The 25,147-nt window shown below is 45.0% G+C and carries 19 protein-coding genes; 6 read left to right on the top strand and 13 right to left on the bottom strand.

Annotated elements, in window-relative coordinates; translation table 11 throughout:
- Positions 1–10 precede the first annotated feature (10 nt).
- Positions 11–3,907 carry a phosphoribosylformylglycinamidine synthase gene (gene purL / locus MSG38_RS20595; protein ID WP_248402496.1) on the bottom strand — a complete coding sequence of 1,299 codons (3,897 nt, stop codon included), beginning with the start codon at positions 3,905–3,907 and terminating at the stop codon, positions 11–13.
- Positions 3,908–4,236: 329 nt separating this feature from the next.
- Here purL and mltF point away from each other — a divergent pair, with 329 nt between their 5' ends.
- Both mltF and MSG38_RS24000 read left to right on the top strand, forming a co-directional pair.
- Positions 4,237–5,805 (top strand): membrane-bound lytic murein transglycosylase MltF, encoded by a 1,569-nt coding sequence (mltF, locus tag MSG38_RS20590; protein ID WP_048614314.1) that lies wholly within the window; start codon positions 4,237–4,239, stop codon positions 5,803–5,805.
- Positions 5,806–6,121: 316 nt separating this feature from the next.
- Positions 6,122–6,253, top strand: a complete 132-nt coding sequence (locus MSG38_RS24000; protein WP_017059878.1) for a hypothetical protein — start codon at positions 6,122–6,124, stop codon at positions 6,251–6,253.
- Between the two features lie 61 nt (positions 6,254–6,314).
- On the opposite strand, the gene tadA is transcribed toward MSG38_RS24000, so the two are convergent.
- From tadA to MSG38_RS20555, 7 genes are all read right to left on the bottom strand, one after another.
- Positions 6,315–6,920, bottom strand: coding sequence for a tRNA adenosine(34) deaminase TadA (gene tadA / locus MSG38_RS20585; RefSeq protein ID WP_248402495.1), 606 nt, complete (start codon positions 6,918–6,920; stop codon positions 6,315–6,317).
- 86 nt (positions 6,921–7,006) lie between these two features.
- Positions 7,007–8,296 (bottom strand): hemolysin family protein, encoded by a 1,290-nt coding sequence (locus tag MSG38_RS20580; RefSeq protein WP_050646966.1) that lies wholly within the window; start codon positions 8,294–8,296, stop codon positions 7,007–7,009.
- Positions 8,297–8,474: 178 nt separating this feature from the next.
- Positions 8,475–10,037 (bottom strand): AbgT family transporter, encoded by a 1,563-nt coding sequence (locus MSG38_RS20575; RefSeq protein WP_048608034.1) that lies wholly within the window; start codon positions 10,035–10,037, stop codon positions 8,475–8,477.
- A 297-nt stretch (positions 10,038–10,334) separates the two neighbouring features.
- On the bottom strand, positions 10,335–10,784 hold the full coding sequence (locus MSG38_RS20570) for a prepilin-type N-terminal cleavage/methylation domain-containing protein (protein ID WP_048608036.1): 450 nt from the start codon (positions 10,782–10,784) through the stop codon (positions 10,335–10,337).
- Entirely contained in the window at positions 10,774–12,111 is a 1,338-nt protein-coding gene (locus tag MSG38_RS20565) for a hypothetical protein (protein WP_248402494.1), read from the bottom strand. Before MSG38_RS20565 ends, MSG38_RS20570 begins: the two co-directional genes overlap by 11 nt.
- Complete coding sequence (locus MSG38_RS20560) at positions 12,108–12,743, bottom strand: pilus assembly protein PilW (RefSeq protein WP_248402493.1); 636 nt, start codon at positions 12,741–12,743, stop codon at positions 12,108–12,110. The genes MSG38_RS20565 and MSG38_RS20560 overlap by 4 nt, the downstream gene beginning before the upstream one ends.
- Entirely contained in the window at positions 12,727–13,275 is a 549-nt protein-coding gene (locus tag MSG38_RS20555; RefSeq protein WP_248402492.1) for a GspH/FimT family pseudopilin, read from the bottom strand. Before MSG38_RS20555 ends, MSG38_RS20560 begins: the two co-directional genes overlap by 17 nt.
- Positions 13,276–13,377: 102 nt before the next feature.
- Here MSG38_RS20555 and MSG38_RS20550 point away from each other — a divergent pair, with 102 nt between their 5' ends.
- A complete protein-coding gene (locus tag MSG38_RS20550) occupies positions 13,378–13,815 on the top strand; it encodes a type IV pilin protein (RefSeq protein ID WP_172380669.1) in 438 nt (145 codons plus the stop codon).
- A 123-nt stretch (positions 13,816–13,938) separates the two neighbouring features.
- Here the strand turns inward: MSG38_RS20550 and dnaJ are convergent, their stop codons facing one another.
- The 5 genes from dnaJ to grpE form a co-directional block, all read right to left on the bottom strand.
- Positions 13,939–15,087 carry a molecular chaperone DnaJ gene (gene dnaJ, locus MSG38_RS20545; RefSeq protein ID WP_081231169.1) on the bottom strand — a complete coding sequence of 383 codons (1,149 nt, stop codon included), beginning with the start codon at positions 15,085–15,087 and terminating at the stop codon, positions 13,939–13,941.
- Positions 15,088–15,371: 284 nt separating this feature from the next.
- Positions 15,372–17,285, bottom strand: coding sequence for a molecular chaperone DnaK (gene dnaK / locus MSG38_RS20540; RefSeq protein WP_065677859.1), 1,914 nt, complete (start codon positions 17,283–17,285; stop codon positions 15,372–15,374).
- A 389-nt stretch (positions 17,286–17,674) separates the two neighbouring features.
- Entirely contained in the window at positions 17,675–18,712 is a 1,038-nt protein-coding gene (locus tag MSG38_RS20535) for a polysaccharide lyase family 7 protein (protein ID WP_048608052.1), read from the bottom strand.
- 522 nt (positions 18,713–19,234) lie between these two features.
- Positions 19,235–20,509 carry a dicarboxylate/amino acid:cation symporter gene (locus MSG38_RS20530; RefSeq protein WP_019823920.1) on the bottom strand — a complete coding sequence of 425 codons (1,275 nt, stop codon included), beginning with the start codon at positions 20,507–20,509 and terminating at the stop codon, positions 19,235–19,237.
- Positions 20,510–20,896: 387 nt separating this feature from the next.
- On the bottom strand, positions 20,897–21,478 hold the full coding sequence (gene grpE, locus MSG38_RS20525) for a nucleotide exchange factor GrpE (protein ID WP_017069543.1): 582 nt from the start codon (positions 21,476–21,478) through the stop codon (positions 20,897–20,899).
- A 143-nt stretch (positions 21,479–21,621) separates the two neighbouring features.
- On the opposite strand from grpE, the gene nadK reads away from it, so the two are divergent.
- From nadK to bamE, 3 genes are all read left to right on the top strand, one after another.
- Positions 21,622–22,506 carry an NAD(+) kinase gene (gene nadK / locus MSG38_RS20520; RefSeq protein ID WP_017066747.1) on the top strand — a complete coding sequence of 295 codons (885 nt, stop codon included), beginning with the start codon at positions 21,622–21,624 and terminating at the stop codon, positions 22,504–22,506.
- 279 nt (positions 22,507–22,785) lie between these two features.
- Entirely contained in the window at positions 22,786–24,450 is a 1,665-nt protein-coding gene (gene recN, locus MSG38_RS20515) for a DNA repair protein RecN (protein ID WP_017059862.1), read from the top strand.
- 167 nt (positions 24,451–24,617) lie between these two features.
- On the top strand, positions 24,618–24,977 hold the full coding sequence (bamE, locus tag MSG38_RS20510; RefSeq protein WP_004735159.1) for an outer membrane protein assembly factor BamE: 360 nt from the start codon (positions 24,618–24,620) through the stop codon (positions 24,975–24,977).
- Positions 24,978–25,147: the final 170 nt, after the last annotated feature.

The raw sequence follows: 25,147 nt of genomic DNA, 5'->3' as shown, positions 1-25,147 counted from the left end.
AAGAAAGTGATTAACCCACATTCTTACGTGCGTTTTGGAACATACGCATCCAAGCGCCATTCTCGCCCCAACCTTCCGGAGACCAAGAGTTTGCAACCGTGCGGAATACACGCTCTGGGTGAGGCATCATGATAGTCACGCGGCCGTCAGTCGTCGTTAAACCAGTGATAGCGTTTGGCGAACCGTTCGGGTTGTTCGGGTATTGCTGCGTTTGGTTACCGTTGTTATCAACGTAACGTAGAGCAACTGTACCTGAGTTTTCAATCGCGTTTAGGTGGTCGTTGTCACGTACTTCTACGCGGCCTTCACCGTGAGAAACAGCGATTGGCATACGAGAACCTTCCATGCCGTTGAAGAATACAGAATCTGACTTCTGAACTTCAACTAGGCTGAAACGCGCTTCAAAACGCTCTGATTCATTGCGAACGAAACGTGGCCAGTACTCAGCACCAGGGATAAGTTCACGTAGATTAGACAACATCTGACAACCGTTACACACACCTAGAGAGAAGGTATCTTCACGCTTGAAGAAGTTTTCAAATTGGTCACGCGTAGAGTCGTTAAACAGAACTGACTTAGCCCAACCTTCACCAGCGCCTAGTACATCACCGTAAGAGAAGCCACCACAAGCCACAAGGCCGTTGTACTCTTCTAGAACCGCTTGACCCGTTAAGATATCGCTCATGTGAATGTCAGTTGCTTCGAAGCCTGCACGGTCAAATGCTGCTGCCATTTCAACGTGAGAGTTAACACCCTGCTCACGTAGAATCGCCATCTTAGGCTTAGCACCTGTGTTGATGAACGGTGCTGCGATGTCTTCGTTTACGTCAAAGTTCAGTTTCACGTTCAGACCTGGGTCTGAGTTGTCTTTCTTCGCTTCGTGCTCTTGGTCAGCACACATTGGGTTATCACGTAGACCTTGCATTTTATGCGTCGTCTCAGCCCAGATAGTACGTAGTTCAGTACGGTTACGTTCAATCACTACAGACTCGCCAGACTTAATCACTAGCTCATCAGAGGCTTCAACAGAACCGATTACGTGTGAACACGCTTCTAGACCGTTTGCTGCAAGAGTAGCAAGTACTGCGTCTAGGTCATCGTTGCGAACTTGGATTACAGCACCTAGCTCTTCGTTGAATAGTGCCGCAAGCGTATCTTCGCCTAACGCCGCAATATCAGCGTTAACACCACAGTGACCTGCGAACGCCATTTCAGCTAGCGTTACGAATAGACCACCATCACCTTTATCGTGGTAAGCGACAACTTGGTCGTTCGCTACAAGTGCTTGAACGCCTTCGTAGAAACCTTTTAGTTGCGCTGCGTTGTCTACGTCTGCTGGCTTATCACCAAGCTGCTTGTAAACCTGTGCAAGTGCTGTCGCACCCATACGGTTTTTGCCGTTACCTAGGTCGATAAGAACTAGGCTTGTATTACCTTTGTCAGTACGCAGTTGAGGAGTGATTGTCTTACGAACATCTTCAACACGTGCGAACGCAGTGATAACAAGAGATAGTGGAGATGTGACTTCTTTCTGCTCGCCGTTCTCTTCCCACTTAGTCTTCATCGACATTGAGTCTTTACCCACTGGGATAGTTAAACCCAGAGCTGGACACAGCTCTTCACCAACCGCTTTAACCGCTTCGTAAAGACCTGCATCTTCACCTGGGTGACCTGCTGGAGACATCCAGTTAGCCGACAGTTTAATGTGTTTGATATCGCCGATGTTGGTCGCTGCGATGTTAGTAATTGCTTCACCAACCGCTAGACGAGCCGATGCGCCGAAGTCTAGAAGTGCCACTGGCGTACGCTCACCAAGAGACATAGCCTCACCGTGGTAAGAGTCGTAGCTTGCCGCTGTTACTGCGCAGTTAGCAACAGGAACCTGCCATGGACCAACCATTTGGTCACGAGCTACAAGGCCTGTTACCGAGCGGTCACCGATGGTGATAAGGAATGTTTTCTCAGCGACTGTTGGCAAGCGAAGAACACGGTCAACCGCTTCGTTCATCTCGATGCCAGAACGGTCAATCGCAGGGTTGTTAGCTTTTAGCGTTTTCGCGTCACGGTGCATCTTAGGTGTTTTACCTAATAGGATGTCCATTGGCATGTCGATTGGCGTGTTGTCGAAGTGCGAATCTTCTAATTTCAGATCACGTTCTTCAGTTGCTTTACCAACCACTGCGTACGGTGCACGTTCACGCTTACAAATCGCGTCGAACGTTGCCATGTCTTTATCAGCAACCGCCATTACATAACGCTCTTGAGATTCGTTACACCAGATCTCAAGTGGGCTCATGCCCGGCTCATCGTTTGGTACGTCACGTAGGTTAAAGATACCGCCACGCTCGCCATCGTCTACTAGCTCAGGAAGTGCGTTCGAGATACCGCCCGCGCCCACATCGTGGATGAATGCGATTGGGTTCGCATCACCTAACTGCCAACAACGGTCGATAACTTCCTGACAACGACGCTCCATTTCTGGGTTTTCACGTTGTACAGAAGCGAAATCAAGATCTTCAGAAGAAGAACCAGAATCCATTGAAGATGCCGCACCGCCACCAAGGCCGATGTTCATCGCAGGACCACCAAGAACGATTAGGCTTGCACCTACTGGGATCTCTTTCTTCTGAACGTGCTCATCACGGATGTTGCCAAGACCACCAGCTAGCATGATTGGTTTGTGGTAACCACGCACTTCTTCACCTGCGTGAGAGTTTACTTTCTCTTCGTAAGTACGGAAGTAACCAAGTAGGTTTGGACGACCAAATTCGTTGTTGAATGCCGCACCACCAAGAGGACCTTCAAGCATGATATCCAGAGCAGTTACGATACGGCTTGGCTTGCCAAAGTCAGTTTCCCAAGGTTGAACGAAGTTAGGGATCTTAAGGTTAGATACAGAGAAAGCAACAAGACCCGCTTTTGGCTTACCACCAATACCGGTTGCGCCTTCATCACGAATTTCACCGCCTGAACCTGTCGATGCGCCCGGCCACGGAGAGATTGCCGTTGGGTGGTTGTGCGTTTCAACTTTCATCAAGATGTGTGTTTTCTCTTGGTGGTAGTTGTACTGGCGAGTTTCTGGATCTGGGAAGAAACGACCTACTTCAGAACCTGTCATTACCGCTGCGTTATCTTTATAAGCAGACAGAACGTGCTCTGGTGTCGTTTCAAAGGTGTTCTTAATCATCTTGAACAATGATTTTTCTTGTTTAACGCCGTCGATAGTCCAATCAGCGTTAAAGATCTTGTGACGACAGTGCTCTGAGTTCGCTTGTGCAAACATCATTAGCTCGATGTCAGTCGGGTTGCGACCTAGCTTCTCAGTGAAGCTTTCAAGAAGGTAATCAATCTCATCTTCTGCAAGTGCAAGACCTAGGGTAACGTTTGCTTTTTCAAGCGCTTTACGTCCGCCAGTTAATAGGTCAACTTCCGCATAAGGAGCAGGTTCAGCAACGGTAAATAGTGCCGCCGCTGATTCGAAGTCAGTGAAAACCACTTCCATCATACGGTCGTGCAGGATTGCTTTCAGCTCAACAAGTTGAAGTTCAGAAAGTTCAGCAGAGGTTTCAATGTAGAAAGCAGTACCGCGCTCTAGACGTGACACTTTAGCCAGTCCGCAGTTGTGTGCGATATCGGTTGATTTTGAAGACCAAGGCGAGATAGTGCCTGGGCGTGGCGTTGCAAGCAGCAGTAAACCTTCAGGTTCATGCTCTTCAATCGTTGGACCGTAAGTCAGTAGCTTTTCTAGCTTCTCAACTTCAGACTCATCTAGGTCTGACGTTAGATCAGCAAAGTGGGCAAACTCAGCGTAAATACCTGTTACAGGTAAGCTTAATTCACGACAAAGCTCTAAAAGCTTGTTAACACGAAACTCAGATAGAGCTGGGGAGCCACGCAAAATTCTCATGTGCTTACGTCTCTTATGCAGTTGATTAAGGTAGTATTGGAATAAATTCAGTGGGTTATAGGAACAACCTAACTGTTTTCTTCGAAGCTATTCCCGAAGGTTGCCAAACCTATGCCGATTCCACCTCTTCAATGCGAGCGCATTATAAAGCATTTCTTTTTGTGACGTAACACCAAAAGCAACCGTTTGCGTGATTTTTTTTATCTTTCTGCGTAAATGGTACTTTTGCTGCATTTATCACCACTTTTACAACTGTTTAATTAAACCTGCTTTGCCAGCCTTGCGGGGTTTGGTATAAAGGGGCTTCCACTTTTCGAGATTTCATTTTGATGCCTAAATTTACGCTCATCTTTTCGTCTAAGTTCCTTCTGCTCGCCATCGCCCTATTTGGGTTGGCTGGATGTCAGATTGAATCTGAACCTAAAAGTGTCCTTGAGCAGATACGAGATCGTGGCGTTCTTCGTGTCGGCACCCTAAATAACCAACTCTCTTATTACATCGGTCCTGATGGCCCTGCTGGCTTGGATTACGAATTAGCTCGTGAATTTGCGCAGGAGCTTGGTGTAAAGCTTGAGGTTAAACCCGCTTACCGTTTGTCTGGCTTGTTCCCTGCACTGCAGAAAGGCGAAATCGATCTTATCGCGACCGGCTTAACGCAAAACAACAAACTGACACGCGCTTATCGTGCTGCGCCTGCTTATTACTACGTAAGCCAACAGGTCGTATACAAAAAAGGCCAGTGGCGACCAAGAAACCTAGAACAACTGATCAATTTCGAGAATGAACGTCAGGCCGACTTTGTTAAAGCGCAAACTGAATCAGAAGAGGCGGCGTCTACTGACACATTAACGCCATCTTTGGTTGTGGTGAAAGACTCACACTTTGAGCCAACACTAAAACAGCTACAGAAAACACACGATGACTTTATCTATGATGCGGTCGGCAATGCTGATATCAACGACCTGTTAAAAGAAGTTTCGACTGGCGAGCGCTTATTCACGGTGGCTGACTCAATTGAATTGTCACTGGCACAACGTTTATACCCAGACGTAGCTTTGGCTTTTGAACTGACAGAAGACCAACCTATCTCTTGGTATTTGCAGAAGTCTGAAGATGAAAGCCTGTATGCTCTGTTGATTGAGTTCTTCGGTAACCTAAAACAGTCTGGTGAGCTGGCTTCACTGGAAGAGAAATACATCGGCCACATCGGTACTTTTGACTACGTCGATACTCGCGCCTTTATCCGCGCACTAGACAGCAAGCTGCCAAAATGGTCGCCGCTATTTCAAAAGTACTCTCAAGAATTTGATTGGCGCTTGATTGCCGCTTTGGCCTACCAAGAATCACACTGGAATCCTGTTGCACGCTCACCAACGGGTGTTCGTGGCATGATGATGTTGACACTACCTACCGCGAAGAGTGTCGGGGTAACCAACCGTCTCGACCCGAAACAGTCGGTACAAGGTGGTGTTGAGTACCTGCGTCGTATCGTGAATCGAGTGCCAGATTCAATCACTCAGCACGAGAAGATTTGGTTTGCCTTAGCCTCATACAATGTAGGTTACGGACACATGATGGATGCTCGCCGCTTAACCAAAGCACAAGGTGGTGATCCTGACGCTTGGGGTGATGTAAAAGACCGATTGCCTCTATTGAGACAGAAGAAATACTACAGCCAAACTCGATATGGGTATGCACGTGGTGATGAAGCGAGAAACTACGTTGAAAACATTCGCCGTTATTACCAAAGCATTATTGGCCATGTAAATAAGCGCAATAAAGAACAAGAAGCGACCCTTGAAGGTTTGGTGGTGATCCCACCTTTAGAAACCTCAGGTGCTGAATCGAGTATCAGCGCAGCTCAGTCGACAGTAAGCAGTTCTGAGCCTTCGCAATAAAAACCAAAAGAGCAATGCCATCTAGCATTGCTCTTTTTTATTGTCTTTTTTCGACTCTTCTTTCGTCACTAAGGGATAAAGGAAGCAGGCAAGAAAATAATGATGAGATCTCGAGTGTCATATTACAGTAACAATCGAACCTTATAACGGCACACCACAATCAAGATTATGCTCTGTTGCACTACGATGCTGGCTTTAGACTAGAACGGCTCTTCTATTTAAGCCAAGCGTGCGACAGGCCAAACAAACGAATAACACTATAATTAAATCGTTAGTCCAAACTAAAAAGTCAGACGACAAATAGGAAATCATTGAAATGATGAAGAAACTGAAATCGAAACGCCTTGATAAGACCGTTGCTGCAAACCGTCGTAAGCGTATGCTTTCAAATAATAAGAAGAAGATCATTTGGCGCAATCGCGCTTTCATGCAGATGATTGCTGAGTAAATGTAGTTACTCAATCAGTTTGCTTGGCACTCTTGCGATTGAGAGTGCCGAAAGCACGCTGCTATTTCTTGTTGCTAGCCTTCATCTCTGCTTCTAAACGCTGCTCTTCCAACAGACGTTCTTGCTTTCGCTTCTCTTTTATCTCTTTTCTACGACGCTTGAAAAACGCCTGTAATTGTTCACGGCACTCTTCCTCTAACAAACCATGTTCAACGTCGGCATAGTGGTATGAGGCCTGGCTTTCAAACAAATTCAACACTGTACCTGCAGCGCCCGCTTTTAAGTCTGGAGCACCAAACACAATGCGCTTTACTCGGCTGTGTAGCAAGGCTCCTGCGCACATTGGGCAAGGCTCTAGCGTGACGTATAAAGTGGTATCGAGTAGCCGATAGTTTTCTAAGGTTTGACCGGCTTTACGCAAGGTTTCAATTTCTGCATGTGCCGTAGCATCGTGGCTGCCAATCGAACGGTTCCATCCTTCAGAGATAATCTCCCCATCTTTCACTAATACAGCACCCACAGGAACCTCTCCCTCACTCTCAGCTTGCTTGGCCACCTCGATGGCGCGTCGCATGAAGACTTCATCTTGAGGGGTGAATTGATGGTCTGACAAAGGGAACTCCAAAAAACAAAGGATAAAAACGAAAATAGGTATGCGGTGAAGCATACCTAATCTTCGTGATAATGAACAATAAAGAGATAATAGACAACAAGAGACAATGAACCATTGCCGCTTGCTGGTTGGTCGAACTGTTAGCTATTAGCGTCTTCTGTGTCATCGACTATTGGCGTCGCCTTGATACTCACAATGCGATTGTTCTCAACAGAGATAATTTCAAACTGCCACTGCTGGTATTGAACAACTTCGCCTGCATCCGGTAAACGCCCTATTAACCAAGTCACAAGGCCATTCAGCGTTTGGAAGCTCTCGCTTTCGCCCTCAAAATCCGACAGCTCTAAACGGTTCTTCAGTTCACTGATAGGAATCAATCCATCCACCAGCAAACCGTCTTCCACTTGCTCGGTCCAAAGATCGTTCGGGTTATTCGATAGCTCGCCAGCAATCGCCTCAAGAATATCGTAATGAGTCACAAGGCCTTGAACATCGCCATACTCGTCGACAATGAATGCCATCTCGGTACCCGACTCTTTAAAGTAGCCAAGTAAACGCAGAGCTTTCATCGATTCTGGAACATAGATCGGCGAGCGAGACAGCCCCATGATCACTTGAATGCTTAAATTGCCCGCCTGATTCAGTAACGCTTTGGCTGATACTGTACCCACCACTTTATTGAGGTGGTCTTGGCACAATGGAAACACACTGTGTTTTGATGAACGCAGTTTCTTTAAGATTTGCTCTACTGGTTGGTCGACATCCAGAAAATCGATGTCTCGACGCGGAGTCATCAATGAGCTCACAAGGCGATCATCAAGCTGCAAGATATTACGAATCATCTCTTGTTCGCCGCGTTCAATCACACCCGATTCAGAGCCCTCTTTTACAAGTGCATGGATATCATCTTCAGTAACGCTATCTTCTTCTCCGCCTCGGCCCATCAACTTAAGAATACCTTCCGTTGAAGCCGACAATGCAAACACAAACGGCGTCGCGATTTTAGATAACCAGAAGATTGGCAATGCGACTAACACAGCGATGTTTTCAGCTTGAGACTGAGCAAAACGCTTTGGTACCAACTCACCGACAACGATAGCGAAATAAGTAATACCTACCACCACAACTGCAGTAGACAAGATATTTGCTTGTGTTGGGTCTAATCCCCACAGTTCCAGTTGAACGGCCAGTGGAGCCGATAGCGTCGCCTCACCCACAATACCGCTGAGTAGGCCGATTACCGTGATACCGATTTGGATTGTAGAGAGGAAGCGGGTTGGGTTTTCTTTGAGCTCAAGAGCAATCTGAGCGGAACGGTGTTTTTCGGCTAAGCGTTTCAGCCGACTATTTTTTGCTGCTACCAATGCAATCTCTGACATGGCAAACAGACCATTTAAAACAATTAACCCTACTAAAAGCAGAATTTTCATGTGGCTTGGATTTCCTAAATTTACCGGCCAACAATTAGCCGTGATCCGGAGTATAAGCTGAGTGCGTTTATTTTGGATATATAAAAAGTCTTGGATATAGAAAAATAGCGAAAAAAAAGCCCGCACATTTCGGTGCGGGCTTAGCAATGAATAAAGCTTAGTTTTGCTTAGTTCAATCTTACATTGTGTAAGTGTAAGGTGCTTGGATACCTAGTGGGATACCAAGAGCCCAGTAAGCTAGCAAGAAGATAGACCAACCGATTAGCATAGCAATCGAGAATGGCATCATTAGAGAAGCTAGAGTACCGATACCTGTCGACTTAACGTAGCGCTGACAGTAAACAACAACCAGTGGGAAGAACACCATTAGTGGAGAGATGATGTTAGACACTGAGTCACCTACACGGTAAGCCGCTTGAGATAGCTCAGGAGAGATACCCACAACCATTAGCATTGGAACTAGGATTGGACCGATAAGAGCCCACTTAGCTGAAGCCGAGCCTACAAGCAGGTTAACTGAAGCCGTTAGTAGAATCATACCAACAACCGTTGCTTCACCAGGAAGGTCCATCGCTTTCAGGCCTTCAGCACCGTAAAGCGCAAGCATAGTACCGATGTTTGATTGACCGAATGCAGATAGGAATTGTGCACAGAAGAACGACATTACAATGTATGCGCCCATCGTAGCCATTGTCTCTGACATTGCTTTGATTACGTCATTGCTGTTCTTGAAAGTACCCGCTACACGGCCGTAGACGATACCTGGAATGATGAACAGGATGAAGATCAGAGGAACGATAGACTTCATAACTGGTGCAGAGAACGCTGTTAGCTCACCTTCAGGCGAACGAAGCGCTGAGTTCTCAGGAACTAGAGCCGCGATAAGCAGACCAATACCCGCAACCATTGCCCAACCAGCAAACTTGAATGCTTTAGATTCGATTGCAGTGAACGTACCTAGATCAGGTGCTGCTTCTGCATCTTCATCAACTGGCGTATTAGCAAGACGAGGCTCGATAATTTTCTCAGTTACGTACCAACCGATAGCAACAATAAGAACTGAAGATAGGCCAGTAAAGAAGATGTTCGCTAGAGGGTTAATCACGTATTCAGGGTCAAGAACATTTGCCGCTGTTTGAGTGAAACCTGCTAGTAGCGGGTCAATACCTGAAGGGATAAAGTTCGCAGAGAAACCACCTGATACACCAGCAAACGCTGCTGCAATACCCGCTAGAGGGTGACGACCCGCCGCGTGGAAGATGATACCGCCAAGAGGGATTACTAGAACGTAACCTGCATCTGCTGCTGTGTGAGACACAATAGCAACAAGAATTAGCATTGGCGTTAGTAGCTTAGCTGGCGTGAAGTTAAGCATCTTCTTAAGGCCAGTCGTAATGAAGCCTGAAGAATCTGCAACGCCAACACCTAGCATAGCAACAAGTACGATGCCTAGAGGTGCGAAGCCTGTGAACGTGGTAACCATATTCGCTAGGAAGCTAGCAAGCGCTTCACCAGTTAGTAGGTTGTTTACTTCAAGAGCAGCACCCGTTTGAGGGTTGATTAAGTCGAATGAAAGATTCGATAAAAGTGCAGATGCTACCCATACAATAACTAGAGCCCAGAAGAACAGGATTGCTGGATCTGGAATTTTGTTGCCGGCGCGTTCAATGAAGTTTAGAAAGCGGTCCATACCACTGATCTTCTCAGTCGATGGTGCTTTTTTTACGGCTTGGTTACTCATTGTAACTCCATATGTGATGTTGTTTTGTTTAGGCCTAAATAAGTTTTGACCACGGCCTATTGGTACAGCACATATTCTATTAAAGTCGTTGTTAAAAAGCACAAGATTCCACCTGATTTTCCATAAATGGAGACATATTTTGCAAAAATACCATACAACCACAACAATATAAAAACACAAAAAACACCATTCTATATACAGAGTTTTAACTAGCACGCAAACAATGTCCGAGAAGTGAAAATTATCAGTAAAAGGAGTGGCATGAGCCTTGGCATGCAGTAAACGTTTGCTTGAGGGTCAATCAAACTCACTGTATTTGGAGAGCATAGTTTCGAGATAAATGCTTTGTGCGTGGTTCATACGATCTTGCCATGCAATTGTGACAGTAATGCTTTTTAACGCGCTAGACAGAGCACCGTTTGCATCAGTCACTTCACAGGTCATGGCATAGGCAGAACCCGACAAACCGGATAAAGGATCTGAACTTGCTATGTTGAGACAATGACTCGCCTGATTTAGTTCCGAAAAAGGAATTAAACCTACCGCCCCACTCACATTAGACGCCCGAGTTCGATAATACTCCATCTGCCTTTCAGCAAAATGCAGCGCCTCTACGCTGTGGAGCGCAAAATCCGATTTTTGTTCAGCGTAGACCTGCAATTTAACCAGCCCTAGTGAGGCAACACCAATCAACAGAAAAGAGATAAGAACCTCTATCAAGCTAAAACCTGAGTTCTTAGAAATCATTCCATGATCCTCGCTTCCACTGATAAGTTGAAGGCGGATCAATCGGATTAGAATGCGCACGAAAATCTAAGTCCATGTCACCAACAATGGTCGTCACACCTGCAGGTGAATCAAAAATAAGGCCACCAGAAGGCAAACCAGATGCAAACTGAATCCCGACACTTTTTTTAATGACGCTAGCCTCATCAATATCTTTGATAAAAGGTGCAAAAACGTTATTAGCAGCAAGCGAATTCCAGAAACCATCGACTCGATTTTTCACGTGGCTCTTTTGATAATCGACCAAATGATAAATCACTCCGTTGTAAGCCATGGCTCCATTAAATGCCAACACACCATCCTGCACAACCAAAAGCTGTGATGGATTGATGGTGGCCGAAACCGCAGCGTTGATATGGCAGTTGCCTTCAATCCACAGCCCTTTGGTTTGCCCTGCCGTAAAGTGGTCCATGATCTCAGTTCCGCACTCCGTCGCATTCAATAGCTGAACATGCTTAAACAGATCTGTGTCTTGTGACAAATCGACAATATTTTGCTCGGTTTTAGCGACACCAAAAAAGGTGTAAAAGGGATTCATATTGGGATCAGGATTAAAGTCTTTTTGGAAAGGCGGTGGATTAGTGCCTTGATAATAATCGGGGGCATAAATCGAATGAGTAGTACCGGAAGTACCTTTCGGGATCTCCGTTTTATAGTCGCTATGGCATATACCATCGAAGCCAGAAAATGGACCATCAACACTCGGATCCAACACCTCTAACCCCAATGCCTGCCCTGAATTACTATGTGTTGTGTCATATTGATACGTGAACAGATCAGCAAAAGAGACGCTGACACACTCGTATTCATTGCCGCTGATTGGGTCTTCTTTTGCCGTCGGTTTCAAGCTTAAGGTACCAATAAGCTCAATAGGCCCCGTCGACTGAATCGCTCCACTGCCGAACTGAGATCTTTCTCTTATTGTCTTAAAAAGTGACTGTGCGTTTGAGGATGACGCTACGATGTAAGCGCTAGAAATCGCACTATCAGAGATGTCGATCTGCGGTTTATTTTCGTAAGGAGAACACCAATCAGAAAAATCTGCAGGACGAGCACTCGCGTCTTTGATATCAGCAATTGTCTTGCCGAATTCAAGTAAATAGGAGTAGGTACACTCTAAGCCCCCTTCCGCTTGCCAGTGTTCTTTGCGCGCTAGAACCTCATTTTGCGCCCGCTTGATTTGATAGAACGTGACCTTAAATGAACCAAGAGAAACGATCAGTACACCAATCAAGAGAATACTGACTAACATCAGCGTTATCGCTCCTTGTTGCTTATCACTCGTCATTGCCAGTTCCTTTGCACAACAGATGTCATCACTTTTTGGCTCAAATCCGCATTTACTAACGACGCCTCAAGCGTCATGTTGACCCTTTGAGAACTCGCCTGACTGCTCGATATGTCTTCCACAGAAACAGAGAACGCATCTATCTGAATTTGTCGTTCGAAGAACAAACTTTGACACGTCATCGTCACATCACCGCTTGCATTGCTAAATGGCTTTTCATCGATAGCCAAAAGATCGGTCGATTCTCCAAGGCAGTAGTTGAGCTTATTGTCTTTGAACTGATAAACAATATTTCGATAAGTAGATGAGGTGCTATTTTGCAGATAAACAAAACCAAGATAAGATTCATCAGCACTGACTTTCTGGGCATAAATCGTATTTGATGCACCTGATAACTTTACCGACTGTCCGGCATTGGCGTTATATCCGGCACGCAAAACCTCTTCTTTCATCATTTGTGCAGTGGAGAACAAGTTTTGTGAAAGGAGCACTTCCAGGCTTTTCTCTGAGCTTAGACGTTGGTTAGTGATGAACACACTACCAATCGTCCCTATAACAATCACGCCGATAGCAGAAGCCGCCATCATTTCTACCAAGGTACTACCTTGAGCAAGCTTAGTTGCAGATCTCATAACCATAGTGACCAATGCTGTTGCGCCCATCGCTATTAGGGTCGCTGCTGCAAATCCGAATACGCCCTGTTGTATTTGATGCCTTAATAGAAAGTTCTTCAGACGGGGTACTCACTGAAGCTATGGTGACGTTACCATTAATAAAGCGACCTCTTACTCCATCAATAGAGATTGAGTTCTGATTTAAAAAGCTGAACGAGACTGTGATATCTTGATAAGCGGAACCATCAAGATGCCTCACCACATTACCTGGCACATAAGAAGCGGTAGTGCTGAGAACCAAATCCCACTCACCTTCTGCATCCTCAATCGCACCTAACGTATTCGAAACCAAAAATAGAAGGTGTAGTTCTTGATTTCGGGCAATTGCTTCGGATCGCGCAGTAACCAAGAAACCATGAACCTCAGGAGCGAGTCTTTGAATTTTGGAGGACGCTAACAGAGAGCTAAAACTCGGGGCAGCAGCAGCCAGCAGTACTGAAAGTACCACGACCGTAATCATCAGCTCTAGAAGCGTAAACCCGCGAGTCATTTCCCAAATTCCTATGTAATAACTTGAGCAACCGTACTCAATCTTGCGCATATGCTAACACTAAGGAAAAATAGCCAGATAAGTGAAAAGGAAGTCCTCGTGATGATTCGAAAAAATATATGCAACAGTAACAACACGCGCGTAAAAGGAATGACATTGATCGAGTTATTGATTGTGGTTGCCATCATTGGGATTTTGGGGGCTATCGCCTATCCGAGCTATACCAACCACGTAGTGACTGGACATCGAACTAGCGCACTCGCTGACATCGCTCGAATTCAATTAGAACTAGAAGCAGCCTATGACAGCGGTTATGACTGGAGTGGTATTGTTTCGGGAAGCGATTGTTTGATCTGCGATACCGAAGCGAGCCGTTTTGTTTTCAGTGTCACCAGTTCGGCTTCTGCTGCCTATACGATTACAGCAACACCTCAGTCGGGAGTAGGTCAAGATAAAGACAACTGCTTCGATGGACAAAACCAGAAAGTGCTCACTCTCGACAGCGCTAATGTCGAATACCCAGAAGCCTGCTGGATGTAGTGTGATGAGGGTTTCAGGTGAAGAGAAAGAGAAAGAGAAAGAACCAGATTTGAGATACAAAAAAACCTGCTACATGAGCAGGTTTTTTAATTCCATCAACAACTTAAAGTATCAACAACCTAATTACTTAGTTAGGTCATCGAAGAAGTTTTTAACGCCGCTGAAGAAACCTTCAGACTTTGGCTTGTGCTTGCTTGCCGCTTCGCCACAACATGTTTCTTCGAATTCACGCAGTAGTTCTTTCTGGCGAGCGCTTAGCTTAACTGGAGTCTCAACCACTAGCTTAACGATTAGGTCACCCACACCGCCGCCACGAACACCTTTCACGCCTTTGCCACGCATACGGAACATACGGCCCGTTTGTGTTTCTTCTGGCACTTTAAGGTTTACACGACCATCCAGTGTTGGAACTTCAACTTCACCGCCTAAAGCAGCCATAGAGAAGCTTACTGGAACTTCACAGTAAAGGTTATTGCCGTCACGCTCAAAGATGTTGTGCTCTTTTACGTGTACTTGTACGTACAGGTCGCCAGCTGGAGCACCTTGCTCTCCCGCTTCGCCTTCGCCTGATAGACGAATACGATCGCCAGTATCAACACCTGCAGGGATCTTAACGTTAAGTGTTTTCGTCTTCTGTTTGCGACCTTGACCATGACATGAGTTACATGGGTCTTTGATGATCTTGCCTTTACCATTACAAGTAGGACAAGTCTGTTGAACCGCAAAGAAACCTTGGCGCATTTGTACTTGGCCGTGGCCATGACAAGTGCCACACGTTTGTGCAGAAGAACCCGCTTTCGCGCCGCTGCCGTCACAAGTATCACACTCTACAAGTGTTGGTACTTCAATTTCTTTAGAAACACCACGAACCGCTTCTTCTAGAGAAAGTTCCATGTTGTAACGTAGATCTGAACCGCGTTGTGCACGCTGTTGACCGCCACCACGACGACCGCCGCCGAAGATGTCACCAAATACGTCACCGAAGATATCGCCGAAGTCACCTTGGCCACCGCCGCCGAAACCACCGCCGCCGCCCATGCCACCTTGTTCAAAGGCTGCGTGACCGTATTGGTCGTAAGCTGCTTTCTTTTGAGAATCGGTTAGGATCTCGTACGCTACTTTTACTTCTTTAAACTTATCTGCTGCGGTCTCATCACCCTGGTTACGGTCCGGGTGGAATTTCATCGCTAAGCGTTTGTACGCTTTTTTAATATCGCGCTCTGATGCATCGCGGCTTACGCCTAATACTTCGTAAAAATCACGTTTTGACATGTTCTAGGTCACCAAAATAATTGCTACTACCGAATGATCACTTCAGTAGTCTGTGTATCAATCTAGATAAAAGTTCTGCCGGCTGAAATGCCGAATAAAGCTATTATCTAGATCGACAAGTCTAAATACAAATTTACGGGCGTGAGAGTTACCTCTGACGCCCGCAATAATAAGTCTTTGAGACAAATTTCTAAGCAGATAGCTTGAGTCCTAAGTGGAAGCGCGCAGCCTACGCTAGTAGGTGAGCACTTCCGATAACGAAATCAGGCTACTCTGCGACGAAATTATTTTTTGTCTTCTTTAACTTCTTCAAACTCAGCATCAACAACGTCGTCATCTTGCTTAGGCTGTTCACCAGCGTCAGCACCAGCTTGTTCAGCTTGAGCTTTCTGTTGAGCGATTTCCATTAGCTTTTGAGCTGCTTGCATAAGTTCTTGAACTTTAGCGTCGATAGCTTCTTTGTCGTCACCAGACTTAACTGATTCTAGCGCTTCGATAGCTGCTTCGATTTTAGCTTTCTCGTCTGCAGGTAGAGCTTCACCAGCTTCTTCTACTTGCTTCTTAGTGCCGTGAATCATTTGGTCAGCTTGGTTACGTGCAGTTACTAGCTCTTCGAACTTTTTGTCCGCTTCTTTGTTAGCTTCTGCTTCTTGTACCATTGCTTCGATCTCTTCCTCAGACAGACCGCCTGATGCTTGGATAGTGATCTTCTGCTCTTTACCTGTTGCTTTATCTTTAGCAGATACGTTCAGGATACCATCAGCATCTAGGTCGAATGTTACTTCGATTTGTGGCATGCCACGTGGTGCTGGTTGGATACCTTCTAGGTTGAACTGACCAAGAGACTTGTTGTAAGTCGCTTGCTTACGCTCACCTTGAAGAACGTGGATAGTTACTGCGTTTTGGTTGTCTTCAGCTGTAGAGAACACTTGATCCGCTTTAGTAGGGATAGTTGTGTTTTTCTCGATAAGCTTAGTCATCACGCCGCCCATCGTTTCGATACCGAAAGATAGAGGAGTAACGTCTAGTAGTAGAACGTCTTTAACGTCACCAGCTAGTACACCACCTTGAACAGCAGCACCCATTGCAACAGCTTCGTCAGGGTTCACGTCTTTACGTGGCTCTTTACCGAAGAATTCAGTTACTTTAGCTTGAACCATAGGCATACGAGTTTGACCACCAACTAGGATAACGTCAGTGATTTCGCCTACAGATAGGTCAGCATCTGCTAGAGCAACTTTTAGTGGCTCAAGAGAACGTTGAACTAGGTCTTCAACTAGAGACTCAAGCTTCGCACGAGTCACTTTGATGTTCATGTGCTTAGGACCAGTCGCATCAGCAGTAACGTAAGGTAGGTTTACGTCAGTTTGAGTAGTAGAAGAAAGCTCGATTTTCGCTTTTTCTGCTGCTTCTTTAACACGCTGCATTGCTAGTGGATCAGCTTTAAGGTCGATACCTTGCTCTTTCTTGAACTCATCTACTAGGTAGTTGATCATGCGGTTATCGAAATCTTCACCACCAAGGTGAGTGTCACCGTTAGTTGAAAGAACTTCGAAAGTCTTCTCGCCTTCTACTTCATCGATTTCGATGATAGAGATATCGAATGTACCACCACCAAGGTCGTATACAGCGATAGTGCGATCACCACCTTGCTTGTCTAGGCCGTAAGCTAGAGCAGCAGCAGTTGGTTCGTTGATGATACGTTTAACATCTAGACCAGCGATACGGCCAGCATCTTTCGTTGCTTGACGTTGAGCATCGTTGAAGTAAGCAGGAACAGTAACAACTGCGCCAGTTACTTCTTCGCCTAGGAAGTCTTCAGCTGTTTTCTTCATTTTCTTAAGAACTTCAGCAGATACTTGAGGAGCAGCCATTTTTTGGCCTTGCGCTTCAACCCATGCATCACCGTTATCAGCTTTAACAATGTTAAAAGGCATGATTTCGATATCGCGTTGAACTTCTTCATCTTCAAAACGACGACCAATTAGACGCTTAATTGCGTATAGCGTGTTTTGAGGGTTAGTAACTGCTTGACGTTTCGCAGGTTGACCAACTAGCGTCTCGCCGTCAGTGTATGCGATTACCGATGCTGTTGTGCGTTCGCCTTCAGCATTTTCTAGTACGCGTGGTTTGTCGCCGTCTAAAACAGCAACACAAGAGTTAGTAGTACCTAAATCAATACCAATGATTCGACCCATCAGGCTATCTCCGAAATATAATCTATATTAGTTTTTTGCTATACCCACATATGTGGGGGGCGGTAATCAGGGATTCAACCCTAATACACAAAATTTAAGTGCAAATGTAATTTGCTTTCGTATGCACCATAGATAAGGGCTGCAAACTGGTTTTCAAGGGAATAAGTAAAAAAAATCTATTTTTTCCCGTATCTTTTTACATAAAGGTAAAAAGTGACCGATCCCTTGCCAATTAAGGCTCCAATGTTGAGAAACTCTCGCATTTGTCGCCACATTGAAACCTCAACCCTATTCCAGATGCCATAAAAAAAGACCTTCGTGTGGAAGGTCTTTTTCAAATAGATATTAATCAGTTAAACATTGTTCAAATGGTGACTGATTCAGCCATGTTATTGGTTGAGCACTAACTGGTAGAAGCTCGCTTGAGTGTAATCACCCGCTTCCATACCACGCCATTCACAGGCTGAGCTCGACTTCTTAGTGTTGCATTGATTGTATGCGCCCGCCTTGAAGTACATCCAGTCCTGTCCATAACCAAGGTCGATATCATGCCCCTGATACTTACCCTTAGCCAAATCAACATCATACGTCTTCACAATAGGATCGGCTGAGTTTGGATTCTTAGTAAAGGTTAAGTGCATGATGTTATCTTTGATATTCACATCGTATGAGAACACTTCACCTAGCTTGATGCCATCAGCAGGGTCCGAGCTGCCTTTTTTCAGATTGTATTGACCAAATACATCATGGCGAATGTCTTTACGAAGTTTCTTTCCGTTTTCATCCTTCGCGTTTTTCATCTCTGTCGGCGGGTTTAACTCATAGTTCCACGTTAACGAACCATGCTCATGTTCTGGCAACTTGCGGTAAACAATTTTCAGTGGCTCATTGTCTGAACCATGAATTTGGCCGATCACTACCGAGAATGCGCCTGTTTTTTTGTAGCTACCGCTGGTACTCACCTGATCAACAGAAAGTGTTGCCGTCATTTGACCACCGATAGAACCAAACTCTTCTGCATTCTCATGGCTTGAAATCGCGAAATTGTTGCTCGGCGCCGAGTAGCTGTCTGCCAGCATCGCTCTCAGCTCACTGCGCGTATTCTTACTGTTTGGTGTCGTTGGTGCTGTATTCGGAGCCACAAATACCATCGCGCCAGATTCGGCATCGGTGTAAAACCACTTAGGATGAACGTAAGGCGTGTCTACATTCGACAATTCTTGCTTACCGATCTCCAATGTTTTGCCTTTTCTAGAGCCTTCTGTCGTTAGCTCCGGTAGGTTAATTTTCCATTTAGATAAATCGAAGTTTTGTGCAGGTGCTTTTGCTGGATCAAGATTGAACTGTTGGCCAATATCGTGATTAGAAGCAAGAGCGGGAGCCGCTAAGAGGCTAGCAGTCAGTAGGCTAAGGTAAGACAACTTCATTATTTGGTTTCCTTTATGTCGTCATAATGTAGGTTGTCAGAACAATAAAATAATATTGTATTATTATATGTGATCTATATTAAATATTGAAAACTGATGACCAATTCAGCGCGAGTAAAAAGAAAAAATGAGACTTCGCACCAACACACCCCCCTCTTTTACCCCATCAGCAGACAGCCCAAAGTACCGAACAGCAGAAATAAAAAAGCCCCGCTCTGGTTGAGCGGGGCTTCAGGGGCTGTTGACCTTTCGAGCTGGGCTTTGCAGCATCTTGTGGGAAATTTATACAAGGAAGAGGCTTTAACATGTAGCTGGCCTACATGAAAAGCCGATAACGCAGTAGAAATGAACCACAAGGGCTGCCCGAAGGGTTCGGCTAAAATCGTTTTATGCTTTGTTAAAGAATATTTGCTTAGAATGACTAGGCTACATACTCTTCGCCGCGCCTAAAACGATTTTATCTCGAACAAAACTCAACCACGAAAGGTCAACAGCCCCTAATTATCGAGTCTTAATTAAGAATTAAGCTTCTGCTTTTTGCAGCTCAGCTTCTTCGTTAGCTTCAACGCCAATTTCGTTTTCAGATTTAGCAACGATAGTGTTAACCGCTGTATCACCGACTACGTTTGAAGAAGTACAGAACATGTCACAGATACGGTCAACAGCAGCAACAATCGCTAGACCTTCTGGTGGTAAACCTAGTTGGTGCAATAGAACACCTACCATTACTACACCACCACCAGGAACACCACCAGCACCGATAGACAGTAGTAGGATAGTTAGACCTAGAGTGAAGATATCAGCAGTGTTGATTGGCTGACCAAACGCGTTTGCTACGAACATAGTTGCTAGTGCGATGTAGATAGATACACCAGACATGTTCATGGTTGCACCTAGTGGTACACCGAAACCTGCCACTGACTTAGATACGTTTAGTTTGTCAGTTAGAGTACGCATTGTTACTGGGATTGTTGCATTCGAACTTGCTGTAGATAGTGAGAATAGAACTTGCTCACGAGTTGCTCGTAGGAACTGCTTTGGAGAAATACCAGTGAACGAACCAACCATCATTGGGTAGAAGAAGAAAATCCAGAACACAAGCATTGCAACCACAAGCGCCACATAGCCAGCAACTGACATTAGCGTGTCTGCATCCAGTGTTGCGCCCAGTTGAATCATCAGAGCAAATACACCGTATGGCGCCAAGCTCATTACTAGGCCGATAAGCTTCATCATGATTTCGTTAGCCATCTTGAATGTCTTGATAGCTGGGCCACCACGAGAATCAAGTGCTTGAATAGCAAGACCCGTCAAAATTGCCATGAAGATGATTTGCAGCATGTCGCCGCTTGCGAACGCTTCTACAGGGTTGCTAGGAACGATGTTAACAACAAGAGAGAAGATGTCTGGTGTTTCAGTTGTTGTAAGCGCAATTGTCTCAGAAACCGTACCCGCTAGGTTCGCACCTGCACCTGGTTGGAAAATAAGACCAATCGTTAGCGCTGCTGAAATCGCGATGATGGTGTTAATAATGTAAAGACCAAAGGTTTTACCACCAAGACGACCAAATGAACGAATATCTTTTAGCTCAACAATACCGCAAACAATAGATACGTATACAAGAGGAACTACAAGCAATTTGATAAGTGATACGAACATACCACCAGCACCTTCGGCAGCGCCAAGTAGATACGTATCAAAAATAGCAATACCGCTGAATAGGTACTGAATAGCAGTACCAATAAGTAGACCGGCGAACAAGCCTACAAAAATTTTACTTGAGAGCGATTTATCCATCGTTCTTCTCCAGTTTGTTGTGTTTAAAATTTGTACTTTTATAGTTATATATGCGACCAAAATCGCTATATGGCAGTGGATTTTACATACAAAGATAACAATTAAAAGTATTTATTTACAAAAACATCACAAATGTGACATCAAAACATTTACTCAATCACAACAAGTTTCATAACACAAAACTCTAAATCGCTGATCTGAATGAAATAAAAAGAACGACATTCTTAATGCGGTTTTAATGCTTATTTACGTGGACTCTCAAGTTATAGGCACAAAAAAGAGAGGCCTATGCCTCTCTTTTTATTTTACGCAAACCAGTGATTTATTTTGTCGCTGCGACTGACTCAGTCAATACGCCAGTCAATCACTTGGCAACGTAATTCGTCATTACTTAGCAACCATAACCATCGCTGGGCGAACCACACGACCGTTTAGTTCGTAGCCTTTTTGCATCACAAACATAACTGTGTTTGATTCGTGATCTGGGCTTTCTTGAATAGACATTGCTTGGTGGAATTCAGGGTTGAACGCTTCACCTTCAGGGTTGATCTCTTTAAGACCAAACTTAGCAACTGTGTCTACGAACGTTTTGTGCGTTAGTTCAACACCTTCATACAGTGGCTTAACCACTTCGTTTTCAGCGTCTGCTGCTTGCATTGCACGCTCTAGGTTGTCGATTACAGGAAGCAGACCTTCAGCAAACTTGTTCAAAGCGAATTTACGCGCTTTATCAATTTCTTGTTCGCTACGGCGACGCATGTTTTCAACTTCAGCTTTCGCGCGAAGAACAGAATCTTGCTGCTCTTTCACTTTAGATTCGCTAGAAAGCAGTGCAGCTTCCAGTTGAGCGATTTTTGCTTCCTGCTCATCAGCAGCGTCTTCATTCAGTTCAGCTTCTTCAACTTTCTCAGCTTCAGCGATGATCTGATCTAGCTCTGCTTCGGTTACTTTGTTTTCTTCGTTGCTCATGATATCTCCAGAATTCGTTTTCAATGCAAGTGACAGGCGTGTTTGCGCCCCAAATTGATATAAAACACTCGCATAGACGTTCAACTTGCCTTTATTATGGGGATGAAGAATTTTGATTCAAGCCTAATTCGTTTGGAAACGTTATGAAAAAGCCATTTGAAGTCATCGCCATTATCGGTAAACCTCGAGATCAGCAAGCAATTCAGACTCATAGAGAGCTCTATCAGTGGTTAAGTGCTGAGGGTTATCAAGTGTTTGTTGATGACAGACTCGCCACTATTTTAGACGACATCCCAAAAGAACATTTTTCTAGCCTGATTGAATTAGGTAAACGCGCCGATCTCGCTATTGTGGTCGGTGGTGACGGAAATATGCTCGGTGCCGCTAGAATCCTGTCACGTTTCGACATTTCAGTAATTGGTGTTAACCGAGGCAACCTTGGTTTCCTAACCGATCTCAACCCTGAAAACTTCCAGAGTGCGCTTACTGATGTACTCAAAGGCGAGTTCATGGAAGAAGAGCGCTTCTTACTTGAAACGGAAATTCATCGTCACGGCCAGATAAAAAGCCACAATGCAGCCCTTAATGAGGCTGTACTGCACCCCGGCCAAGTCGCGCACATGATCGAGTTCGAAGTCTACATCGATGACAGCTTCGCCTTCTCACAGCGCTCTGATGGCTTAATCGTCTCAACACCGACAGGTTCTACCGCCTACTCGCTTTCTGGCGGCGGCCCTATCCTGTCATCAAGCCTAAATGCTATTTCACTCGTGCCAATGTTCCCGCACACCCTTTCAAGCCGCCCACTTGTGGTGGATGGAAAACGTCGTATCAAGCTGATTGTATCGCCTGATAACCGTGGAACTCAGGAAGTCAGCTGCGATGGTCAAATCTCACTGCCTGTTTCTCCTGGCGATGAGATCCACATTTACCAAAGCCCAAATGTGCTCAAACTGATCCATCCTAAAGACTACAACTACTACCACGTTCTACGTAACAAGCTAGGCTGGTCGAGTAAGCTGTTCTAAGTGAAAAGCGAATGATTTTGAAAGGCTGACGACGTTCGTCAGCCTTTTTTATTGCCGATTAAAGCTCACTATCTCTATCTTTACGTCAATCCGCCACATCGTCATTCCCAAGAGGGAGGGACGACTGAGTTGGGAATCTATAACGGTTTCAGTGATCTACAGACAAGCTCAATTCTGAGAGCTGTCGCAAAAAATTTTCACCTGTCGACTTTACTGTATAAAGAAACAGTATATACTGAGCTTATATACAGTATTGTTCAGTTATACAGGTAAATAAAAATGCTGGCTCATTTAAGTGTTAATAATTTCGCTATTGTTAAGTCTTTACAGCTAGAACTCTCTAAAGGCATGACAACAATCACCGGGGAAACTGGTGCGGGTAAATCTATCGCTATCGATGCTTTAGGCTTGTGCCTTGGGGGAAGATCCGATGCAGGAATGGTTCGACAAGGTGAAGAAAAAACCGAAGTCAGTGCCGCTTTTTTACTTGAGAACAATCTGCATGCTACCCGCTGGTTAGAAGACAACGAATTGCTTGATGGCAGTGAGTGCATCCTGCGCAGAACCATCTCAAAAGAAGGTCGTTCTCGTGCATTCATCAACGGTAGCCCTGTCCCTCTTTCGCAATTGAAATCACTTGGACAACTGCTGATCAACATCCATGGTCAACACGCGCATCATCAGTTGATGAAAAGCGATTACCAAATGGCCATGCTTGATCAATACGCAGGCCACTTGAACCTATTGAAATCGACACGTAATGCTTATCAAGCGTGGCGACAAGCGGATAACCACTTAAAAGAGTTACGTGAAAATAGCCAGCAAAACCAAGCTCAAAAACAACTTCTTGAATACCAAATCAAAGAGTTAAATGAGCTGTCTATTGGGGAGGAAGAGTATGAAGACCTCGAACAAGAGCATAAGCGCCTCTCCAATAGCGGAGAACTGGCCACAACCTGTCAGCAAGCTATCGAGCTTATTTATGAGGGCGAAGAAGTTAATGCGCTTGGTATTCTGCAATCGGCCAATAACTCCTTAATTCAGCTAGCTGAGCTAGATGAAAGATTAGCCGAGTTACCAAACTTGCTTTCCGAAGCCATTATTCAGATTGAAGAAACCAACAACGAGTTAAGAACATACCTAGACAGCATTGATGTTGATCCCGGCCGTATGGCTTACGTTGAGGAGCGTTTCTCTAAAGTGATGTCGATGTCTCGTAAACACCACGTGTTACCTGAAGAGCTGTATAAGCACCATCAAGACTTACTACAACAAGTTGAAGCGCTTGATTGCTCTGATGAAAAATTGGAAGAATTAGCCAACGAGGTAGAAAACCAATACCAATCGTTCGTTGCTAAATCAGAGAAGCTTCATAAGTCTCGAACTCGTTACGCAAAAGAGCTCAACAAGCTGATCACGCAAAGCATGCACGAACTGAGCATGGAAAAAGCGCAGTTTGCCATTGAAGTGAACAACACCAACACACACCCTTCTCCACTGGGTATGGATAACGTGACCTTCATTGTTTCGACCAACCCAGGCCAACCGATGCAGCCAATTGCGAAAGTGGCCTCTGGTGGTGAGTTATCACGAATCTCATTAGCGATTCAGGTGATCACAGCGCAAAAAGTAGATACACCAAGCCTGATTTTCGATGAAGTCGATGTGGGTATCAGTGGACCAACCGCTGCGGTTGTCGGAAAAATGCTACGTAAGCTGGGGGAATCTACGCAAGTGATGTGTGTGACTCACTTACCTCAAGTTGCCGGTTGCGGCCACCAACAGCTGTTTGTAGCGAAGAACACGAAATCAGGTAAAACCGAGACTCAAATGCACACGCTTGATGAGCAACAACGCGTTTCAGAGCTTGCTCGACTGCTTGGTGGCAGCCAGATTACCGAATCGACGCTTGCCAACGCAAAAGAGTTATTAATCGCAGCTTAGGTTACATATTCAGCAACTTTCTGATAATTTACTGAAAAATCTTGGCAATTTTGCAACTTAATTCAAAATTGCCAGTCATAACAAGCTCAAAGCGCAAGGAGCTTTTTACTTCTTGCTGGAGCTTGTTTATTATCAGGCAGTATTTTAGCGAAGAAAGATCTCAAACTATGCGAATTAAAAAGTGGTTAGTTGCAGTTCCACTTGCACTAACAATGTTGACCGGTTGCTCTCTATTAGAGAAGTTGGTTTATCGAATTGACATCAATCAGGGTAACTATGTTGAACAGGAAGCTGTCGACCAGCTCAAGTTTGGCATGACAAAAACACAAGTTCGTTACGTTATGGGCTCACCTATGCTTATCGAAAATGGCTACCCAGATACGTGGTACTACATTTACCACCACCAAAAAGGCCATGAAGACCCGATTCAGAAAAACCTAGTCGTGAACTTTGATGCCACTGGCACTTTAGTAACGATCAATGGTGATTTTGAAGCCAGTGATGAGTTCTTCGAAAGCCTTCGCTAGCTTTCAACCAACAAAGCTTTCCAGTCAACAAAGCTCTTAGCCGATAAAGCTATCAGTCGAAAAAGTATGAATCGCAAAAGCCTGCTCAATGAGCGGGCTTTTTAATATCTGCTAACAAATTAGGTCCGTTGTCTAATCCGCAGGCACAAAAAAGCTCGCCAATATAGCGA

The organism is Vibrio sp. 1CM24A, from assembly GCF_023161725.1.
GTDB classification, from domain to species: domain Bacteria; phylum Pseudomonadota; class Gammaproteobacteria; order Enterobacterales; family Vibrionaceae; genus Vibrio; species Vibrio coralliirubri.
The sequence above is the reverse complement of the archived record's forward strand: the minus strand, read 5'-3'. Positions and strand labels throughout refer to the sequence as shown.